Raw genomic sequence first — 5,550 nt, 5'->3', positions numbered from 1 at the left:
TTTTTTCACGCCCCGCGCCCCCCCCCCCCGCGGCGGCCCCCCCCCCCCACGGGGGGCGGGGGCCCGGGGGGTGCGCCCGAACCAGCGGCCGGGGGCGGACCCGCCGGGCCAGCGGCCGGAAGGAAACTCAGCCGCCGAACTCCTGGAGCCCCTTCAGCGCCTGGTCCAGCAGGGCCTGGCGGCCTTCGAGCTCCTTGGTGAGCTTGTCCGCCTTGGCGTCGTTGCCCGCGGCCCTGGCCTTGTCGACCTGCTCCTGGAGCTTGTCCACGGCCGCCTGGAGCTGGCCGGTCAGCCCCGCGGCACGGGCCCGCGCCTCCGGGTTGGTCCGCCGCCACTCCGACTCTTCGCTGTCCTGGATGGCCCGCTCCACGGCGTGCATCCGGCCCTCGATCTTCGGCCGGGCGTCCCGCGGCACGTGACCGATGGCCTCCCAGCGCTCGTTGATCGACCGGAACGCCGCCCGCGCCGCCTTCAGATCGGTGACAGGCAGCAGCTTCTCCGCCTCGACGACCAGCTCTTCCTTGCGCGTCAGGTTCTCCTGCTGCTCGGCGTCGCGCTCCGCGAACACCTCACCGCGCGCCTGGAAGAAGACGTCCTGGGCGCCGCGGAACCTGTTCCACAGGTCCTCCTCGGCCTCCCGCTGCGCACGCCCGGCCGCCTTCCAGTCCGTCATCAGCTCGCGGTACCGGGCGGCGGTGGGGCCCCAGTCGGTCGACTTCGACAGCGACTCGGCCTCCGCGACCAGCTTCTCCTTCGCCTTGCGGGCGTCCTCGCGCTGCGCGTCCAGCGAGGCGAAGTGGGCCTTGCGCCGCTTGGAGAACGCCGAGCGGGCGTGCGAGAAGCGGTGCCACAGCTCGTCGTCCGTCTTGCGGTCAAGGCGCGGCAGCCCCTTCCACGTGTCCACCAGCGAACGCAGCCGCTCGCCCGCCGACCGCCACTGCTCACTGGCGGCCAGCTCCTCGGCCTCGGTCACCAGCGCTTCCTTGGCCTTACGGGCCTCGTCGGACTGTCGGGCCTTGGCCGCCTTGCGCTCCTCGCGGCGCGCGTCGACCGTCTGCACGAGCGCGTCGAGGCGCTTGCGCAGCGCGTCCAGGTCGCCGACGGCGTGGTGCTCGTCGACCTGCTGGCGCAGGTGGTCGACGGCGGTCGTGGCGTCCTTCGCCGACAGGTCGGTGGTCTTGACCCGATGTTCGAGGAGGCCGATCTCCACAACCAGGCCCTCGTACTTGCGCTCGAAGTAGGCCAGTGCTTCCTCGGGGGAACCGGCCTGCCAGGAGCCGACGACCTGCTCGCCGTCGGCCGTACGCACGTACACGGTCCCCGTCTCGTCGACGCGGCCCCACGGGTCGCTGCTCACAGCGCCTCCTCCACATGATGCCGGCGCGGGCGCGCGGCCCGCGGGCATCGTCCACGGTTTACTCCCGACCTGGCAGCGCCGGGCCGGACCGACGAGCTGCTGGGGTTCCGATTCGGCAGGGCGGCAGCCGTCGGAGCAGGCACCCTACAGACGCAAACATAGGCGACCGGTGGCCCGGCTGTCCGTATCCAGCGCGACCGAAATTTCGCAGTACGCGCGCCAGTACGCACCGGGCGGGCGTACGGGGCCGCGGTGAGTGGCCGCCCCCTACGCCCGCCCGGTGCTCGGAGCCGGCGTCAAGACCGGGTGACGGTCGCCTTGTTGATCACCACGGTGGCGATCGGCGCGGTGTTCCCGGTCTGCGGGTCGGGCGCCGTGGCCCCCGCCTCGGTGATCTTCTTCAGGGCGTCCTGGCCGCCGGTGAGCTGGCCGAAGGGCGTGTAGTACGGGGGGAGCTCGCTGTCCTGGTAGACGATGAAGAACTGGCTGCCGCCGCTGTTCTCGTTCTTGCTCTCGCCCTTGGCCGGCTGCGGGTTGTACCGGTTGGCCATGGCGATGGTGCCGGCCGGGTACACGTTCCCCTTGAGCTTCGGGTCCTTGAGGTTCTCGTCCGGGATGGTGTAGCCGGGGGTGCCGGTGCCGTCGCCCTTGGGGTCGCCGCACTGGAGCACGTAGATGCCCTGGTTGGTCAGCCGGTGGCACCTGGTGTGGTCGAAGTACCCCTTGCCGGCCAGGAAGTTGAAGGAGTTCACCGTGTGCGGGGCGTTCTTCGCATCGAGGCCGATGGTGAGGTCGCCACAGGTGGTCGCCAGCTTCATGCTGTAGGCCGCCGACTTGTCGATGGTGACCTTCGGCTCCTTCTTCCAGGTCTGCCCCGAGGGTTCGCCGGCGGCCGGCTGGGCGCACGGGTCCTTGGGGCGTTCGGCCTCGTCCTTCTTGTCGTCGTCGGAGTCGAAGAGGCCGGCCAGCGCCACCATGAGCCCGGCGATCAGCGCGAGCACCAGCCCGCCCGCGATCAACACGTTGCGCTTCTGCGCCTTCGTCCTGGCGGCGGCCCTGCGCTGCTGCTGACGCTCCAGCTTCTCGCGGGCGAGCTGCCGTCGCCGCTGCTCCTGAGTGACCACCGGGTCTTCTCCTCAACTGTCACGCTGCACCATTGCCGTGCAGCGTCTGCCGTGTGTGTGCGAGGGCGCGGACGGAGCCGCTGCCGATCGCAGGGGGGCCGCGCCGGCCGTTCGTCGGCGGTGCCGGCCGGGCCCCGCGCGCCCGGTCGTGCCGGCGCCTGGCCGTACCGTATAGCGGTTGGCTGTGTGCCGTGCGCCGCAGGTAGGCTCTTCGCACGCCGACTTTCCGCCCCGGCGCCGCGGCCACCGCGCCGACCGCCGGACCACCTGAAGGACGATCGTGCTCATTGCTGGGTTCCCCGCCGGGGCCTGGGGGACCAACTGCTACCTGGTCGCCCCCGCCGCCGGCGAGGAGTGCGTGATCATCGACCCGGGCCACCAGGCCGCCCAGGGCGTCGCGGAGACCGTCGCCAAGCACCGGCTCAAGCCGGTCGCCGTCGTCCTCACCCACGGCCACATCGACCACGTCGCCTCGGTGGTCCCGGTCTGTGGTGCGCACGACGTGCCGGCCTGGATCCATCCGGCCGACCGCTACATGATGAGCGATCCGGAGAAGGCCATCGGCCGCTCCATCGGGATGCCGCTGATGGGAGAGCTGACCGTCGGCGAGCCCGATGACGTCAAGGAGCTCTCCGACGGCGCGGCCCTGCACCTGGCCGGTCTCGAACTGTCCGTCGCGCATGCGCCCGGCCATACCAAGGGGTCGGTGACCTTCAGGCTCCCCGAATCCGCCGACGTCCCGCCGGTGTTCTTCTCGGGCGACCTGCTCTTCGCCGGCTCCATCGGACGCACCGATCTGCCCGGTGGTGACCACGGCGAGATCCTGGAGTCGCTGGCCCGCGTGTGCCTGCCGCTCGACGACTCGACCGTGGTGCTGTCCGGGCACGGACCCCAGACCAGCATCGGCCAGGAGCGCGCCACCAATCCGTACCTGCGGCAGGTGGCCGCCGGCCTCGGAGGCGGCCCGACCGCCCCGCGACGAGGAATGTGACGAATCATCCCGTGAACGCCTTCACCGCCCCCAAGGGCACGTACGACCTGATCCCGCCGGACTCCGCGACCTTCCTCGCGGTCCGCGACGCGCTCGCGGCCCCGCTGCGCCGCGCCGGGTACGGCTACATCGAGACCCCCGGCTTCGAGCACGTCGAGCTCTTCTCGCGCGGTGTCGGTGAGTCCACCGACATCGTGTCCAAGGAGATGTACACCCTCTCCACCAAGGGCGGCACCGAACTCGCGCTGCGCCCCGAGGGCACCGCCTCCGTGCTGCGCGCCACCTTGGAGCGCAACCTGCACAAGGTCGGCAACCTGCCGGTCAAGCTCTGGTACTCGGGCTCGTACTACCGCTACGAGCGCCCGCAGGCCGGCCGCTACCGGCACTTCTCGCAGATCGGTGCCGAGGCGATCGGCGCCGAGGACCCGGCGCTGGACGCCGAGTTGATCATCCTGGCGGTGGACGCCTACCGCTCGCTGGGGCTGCGCAACTTCCGGCTGCTGCTCAACTCGCTGGGCGACCGCGTCTGCCGGCCCGCCTACCGCGAGGTGCTCCAGGGCTTCCTGCGCGGGCTCGACCTCGACGAGGAGACCCGGCGCCGCATCGAGATCAACCCGCTGCGGGTGCTCGACGACAAGCGCGAGGCGGTCCGCAAGCAGCTCGTCGGCGCGCCCACGCTCCGTGACCACCTGTGCGAGGCGTGCACGGAGTACCACGAGCGCGTGCGGCAGTTGCTGACTGCCGCCGGCGTCGCCTTCGAGGACGACGAGAACCTGGTGCGCGGCCTGGACTACTACACCCGTACCACGTTCGAGTTCATCCACGACGGGCTCGGCTCGCAGTCCGCGGTGGGCGGCGGCGGGCGGTACGACGGCCTGTCCGAGATGATCGGCGGCCCCGCGCTGCCGTCCGTCGGCTGGGCGCTCGGTGTGGATCGTACGGTGCTGGCGCTGCGTGCCGAGGGCATCGAACTGACGCTGCCCGCCGCGACCGAGGTGTATGCGGTGCCGCTCGGCGAAGCGGCCAGGGACGTGCTGTTCGGCCTGGTCACGGAGTTGCGGCGGGCCGGCATCGCCACCGACTACGCCTTCGGCGGCAAGGGCCTGAAGAACGCCATGAAGTCGGCGAACCGCTCCGGTGCGCGCTTCGCGCTCGTCGCCGGGGAACGCGACCTCGCCGAGGGCGTCGTCCAGGTGAAGGATCTGGAGAGCGGGGATCAAACACCTGTTGCCCTGGACGCCGTGGTGGAGGAACTCCGCGCGAGGCGGAGTTGATTCACAGGTGCCTGGTGCACAATGACCGGGCTATGTCCGACTGACGAGACGAATGGCGCTATGACAACTTCGGCACTTCACCGTTCTGCCACGGACGGGGACGCGGAGCACACCTCCACCGACGGCGCCGTCGGTGGCGGCCGGATCTTCGCCTGGTTGCTCATCCTCGCCGGCGCCGCAGGTCTGCTCGCCGCCTGGGTCATCACGATCGACAAGAACCACATCCTTGAGGCCGAGGCTGAGGGGAAGACGTTCACCCCGGGTTGCAGCATCAATCCGATCGTCTCCTGCGGCAACATCATGGAGAGCGACCAGGCCGAGGCGTTCGGCTTCCCGAACCCGATGATGGGCCTGGTCGCGTACGGCATCGTCATCTGCGTCGGCGTGGGCCTGCTGGTCGGCGCCCGCTTCCCGCGCTGGTACTGGCTGACGTTCAACGCGGGCTGCCTGTTCGGCGTCGGCTTCTGCACCTGGCTCCAGTACCAGTCGCTGTACGAGATCGGCGCGCTGTGCCTGTGGTGCTGCCTGGCCTGGGCGGCCACCATCGTGATGTTCTGCTACGTCACCGGGTTCAACATCAAGCACCGCTTCCTGCCCCTGCCCGAGGGGCTGCGGCGCGGCCTGCTTGAGTTCCACTGGGTGGTGCCGGTGCTGTGGATGGGCGTCATCGTGATGCTGATCCTCACCAAGTGGAAGAGTCAGCTCTGGGCCTGAGCCCATGGGATGTCGATTATACACAACTACCAGCCCACGACACGGACTCCTATATAGGATGTCTGCATGAGGATGGAAAAAAAAAAGGGG

Annotated in this window: 5 protein-coding genes; 3 read left to right on the top strand and 2 right to left on the bottom strand. The window is 70.2% G+C overall.

The genetic code is table 11. The annotated features are described in order from the left end of the window. Window positions 1-127: 127 nt before the first annotated feature. Entirely contained in the window at window positions 128-1,357 is a 1,230-nt protein-coding gene (locus AAHZ94_RS27635) for a DUF349 domain-containing protein (RefSeq protein WP_349996191.1), read from the bottom strand. 296 nt (window positions 1,358-1,653) lie between these two features. Continuing rightward, window positions 1,654-2,481, bottom strand: a complete 828-nt coding sequence (locus AAHZ94_RS27630) for a peptidylprolyl isomerase (protein ID WP_349996189.1) — start codon at window positions 2,479-2,481, stop codon at window positions 1,654-1,656. Between the two features lie 280 nt (window positions 2,482-2,761). Here AAHZ94_RS27630 and AAHZ94_RS27625 point away from each other — a divergent pair, with 280 nt between their 5' ends. From AAHZ94_RS27625 to AAHZ94_RS27615, 3 genes are read left to right on the top strand one after another with little or no spacing between them, the layout of a single operon-like run. Beyond that, the gene (locus tag AAHZ94_RS27625; RefSeq protein ID WP_349996187.1) at window positions 2,762-3,472 is read left to right on the top strand and encodes an MBL fold metallo-hydrolase; all 711 of its coding nucleotides are present in this window, start codon (window positions 2,762-2,764) and stop codon (window positions 3,470-3,472) included. Between the two features lie 11 nt (window positions 3,473-3,483). Further along, window positions 3,484-4,746 (top strand): histidine--tRNA ligase, encoded by a 1,263-nt coding sequence (gene hisS, locus AAHZ94_RS27620; RefSeq protein WP_349996185.1) that lies wholly within the window; start codon window positions 3,484-3,486, stop codon window positions 4,744-4,746. Between the two features lie 60 nt (window positions 4,747-4,806). Then, window positions 4,807-5,460, top strand: coding sequence for a vitamin K epoxide reductase family protein (locus AAHZ94_RS27615; protein WP_349996183.1), 654 nt, complete (start codon window positions 4,807-4,809; stop codon window positions 5,458-5,460). Window positions 5,461-5,550: the final 90 nt, after the last annotated feature.

The sequence above is a fragment of the Streptomyces sp. HSW2009 genome (assembly GCF_040240285.1).
Lineage (GTDB): Bacteria > Actinomycetota > Actinomycetes > Streptomycetales > Streptomycetaceae > Streptomyces.
This window is presented reverse-complemented; position numbering and strand designations above follow the sequence as displayed.

What these genes read in the sequence shown, in the direction of transcription:
- AAHZ94_RS27615 (WP_349996183.1), top strand. Translation starts at nt 4,807, where the DNA reads ATGACAACTTCGGCACTTCACCGTTCTGCCACGGACGGGGACGCGGAG.